Raw genomic sequence first — 2482 nt, 5'->3', positions numbered from 1 at the left:
TTCGACGTAGCAAGAACGCTGCAGTCACGGAAATGGGCGGTTCACGCCGGGAGGAACGAAGGTGGTCATGAAAGTAGAAGGGCAGTTTCCGGCGGGCGCGTCCGCGGTTCAGAGAACCGGACGCCCACGCGAGTTCGGCAAGAAGCAGCAGAACCCCGTGCGCCGCTTTGGCGGTATTGCCGTCGTTCTTCTCCTCCACGTGGTGCTCATCTATGCACTGCTCAATGGCCTCGCCACCAAGGTGGTGCAGGTGATCCAGCATCCGATTGAAACCAAGATCATCGAGCCGGTGAAGCCGCCGCCTCCGCCGCCGCTGCCCACCGTGCAGCTGCCGCCGCCGAAGTTCGCGCCGCCGCCCCCGCCGTTCGTGCCGCCGCCGGAAGTCAACGTGCCGACCCCGCCGCAGGCCACCATCACGCACCAGGCCGCACCGGTCGTCGCCCAGCCCGCGCCGCCGCCCGCCCCGCCCGCACCGGCTCCCGTGAAGGCGCCGAGCACCGAAGTCGGCGTGGTGTGCCCGAACTCTGACCAGATCCGCTCGTCCGTGGTGTATCCGAAGGAAGCCCAGGAGAACAACGTCACGGGCGATGTGCTGATTGAATTCGTAGTCGATCCGCAGGGCCATATTACGGATGAGCATGTCGCGAAGTCGTCGGAAGACTCTTCACTCGACCGCGCGGCATTCAATGCTGTAAAGAAGTTTAGTTGCGTTTCCCAAGGCCAACCTGTGCGTGTCCAGGTTCCGTTCACCTTTAGCCTGAACTGAACCCACGAACTGAGCGGTACCGGTAGCGATTTATTAGTCACGTTGTACAAGTTCAACGCATGAACTGGAGCAGACATGAAAAAGCGTTCTCTCGCCGCAGTGGCGGCAAGCATGGTGTTCGCCGTAACCACGGCGACGACCTTTGTCGCACCGCAGATTGCCTACGCGCAAGCCAGCGACGCAACCGCAGCAGCCTCGGCCTCCACCGCCCCGACGGCCGCACCTGCCGCAGCCCCCGCAGACCAGGCCGTGCCGCCGCCGGCGCCGGCCACCTCCGAAACCGTGAGCAACCCCTACGGTCTGGGCGCACTCTGGAAAAACGGTGACTTCGTTGCCCGCTTCGTGCTGATCCTGCTGGTGATCATGTCGATGGGCAGCTGGTACATCATGATCACCAAGTTCTTCGAGCAGTACCGTGCCAACCGCCGCGCAAAGAGCGCCGACGAGCAGCTGTGGGCCGCCCCGTCGCTGGCCGAAGGCGCGAAGCTGCTGGACGAATCGTCGCCGTTCCGCTTCATCGCCGAGACCGCGATCGAAGCCGGCGAACACCACGACGAGGCGCTCCTCGAAGCGGTGGACCGCAACACCTGGATCGACGTGTCGGTCGAGCGCGCCATCACCAACGTGTCGAACCGCCTGCAGGATGGTCTCGCCTTCCTGGGTACGGTGGGTTCCACGGCGCCGTTCGTCGGCCTGTTCGGTACGGTCTGGGGTATCTATCACGCACTGACGGCCATCGGTATCGCCGGTCAGGCCTCGATCGACAAGGTGGCCGGTCCGGTCGGTGAAGCGCTGATCATGACGGCAATCGGTCTGGCAGTGGCTGTTCCTGCGGTGCTGGGCTACAACTTCCTGGTTCGCCGCAACAAGTCGGTGATGGAGCGTGTGCGTGCCTTCGGCGCCCAGTTGCACACGGTCCTGCTGGCCGGCGGCAAGAAGGCAAAGCGTCCTGTTGCTGGTCAGAAGGCGACGCTGGTCGAACAGGCGGGCTAAATCATGGCTATGAGCGTTGGGCAAGAGGGGGATGAGGACGAAGTCATCTCCGCCATCAACACCACGCCGCTAGTCGATGTGATGCTGGTTTTGCTGATCATCTTCCTGATCACGATTCCGGTTGTGACGCATACGGTGCCGGTGCAGTTGCCGAAAGAGGCGATCCAGCCGCTGCAGACCACGCCCAAGAGCATCGTGATCGCGGTGAACCGCGATGGCGACTTCTTCTGGAACGAGAAGCACGTGGATGCGGCGACGCTGCTCACGCAACTCAAGACCGTGTCGGTCATGACGCCGCAACCTGAAGTGAATGTGCGCGGCGACCAGAACACGCGTTACGAGTTTATCGGCCGCGTGATCACCGCGTGCGAGCGCGCGGGGATCGCCAAGGTGTCATTTATCACGGAGCCGCCGCCGCGCGGAGGCTAGCATTGCAAGGGACCACAGCGGGTGCGAAAGTGCTGGCCGTGGTCCACAGGAGCCGATTATGGGAATGAACGTATCGTCAGGGCGTGGCGGTGAACCGGATGTGATGGTGGACATCAACACCACGCCGCTGATCGACGTGATGCTGGTGCTGCTGATCATGCTGATCATCACGATTCCGATCCAGACGCACGCCATCAAGATGAACCTGCCGGTGGGCAACCCGCCGCCGCCGCTCACGCAGCCGGAGGTGGTGCAGATCGACATCGACTTTGACGGCACGATGATGTGGAACGG

General features: G+C 62.9%; 4 protein-coding genes. All 4 read left to right on the top strand.

Going from position 1 to position 2482, the window contains the following annotated elements; genetic code table 11:
* Nucleotides 1-67: 67 nt before the first annotated feature.
* On the top strand, nt 68-766 hold the full coding sequence (locus tag FFS45_RS41370; RefSeq protein ID WP_137960342.1) for an energy transducer TonB: 699 nt from the start codon (nt 68-70) through the stop codon (nt 764-766).
* 75 nt (nt 767-841) lie between these two features.
* The gene (locus tag FFS45_RS41365; protein WP_137960341.1) at nt 842-1759 is read left to right on the top strand and encodes a MotA/TolQ/ExbB proton channel family protein; all 918 of its coding nucleotides are present in this window, start codon (nt 842-844) and stop codon (nt 1757-1759) included.
* A gap of 3 nt (nt 1760-1762) precedes the next feature.
* Nucleotides 1763-2188, top strand: a complete 426-nt coding sequence (locus FFS45_RS41360) for a biopolymer transporter ExbD (protein ID WP_137960340.1) — start codon at nt 1763-1765, stop codon at nt 2186-2188.
* Between the two features lie 58 nt (nt 2189-2246).
* Nucleotides 2247-2482, top strand: a 236-nt coding sequence (locus FFS45_RS41355; protein WP_171029910.1) for a biopolymer transporter ExbD, incomplete at its 3' end; no start/stop codon positions are given.

Source organism: Burkholderia sp. 4M9327F10, from assembly GCF_005503145.1.
Classification (GTDB): domain Bacteria; phylum Pseudomonadota; class Gammaproteobacteria; order Burkholderiales; family Burkholderiaceae; genus Paraburkholderia.
This window is presented reverse-complemented; position numbering and strand designations above follow the sequence as displayed.

Excerpts from the sequence above, each read along its gene's own strand:
- FFS45_RS41360 (WP_137960340.1), top strand. The coding sequence starts at position 1,763 with ATGGCTATGAGCGTTGGGCAAGAGGGGGATGAGGACGAAGTCATCTCC.
- FFS45_RS41370 (WP_137960342.1), top strand. The coding sequence starts at position 68 with ATGAAAGTAGAAGGGCAGTTTCCGGCGGGCGCGTCCGCGGTTCAGAGA.
- FFS45_RS41365 (WP_137960341.1), top strand. The coding sequence starts at position 842 with ATGAAAAAGCGTTCTCTCGCCGCAGTGGCGGCAAGCATGGTGTTCGCC.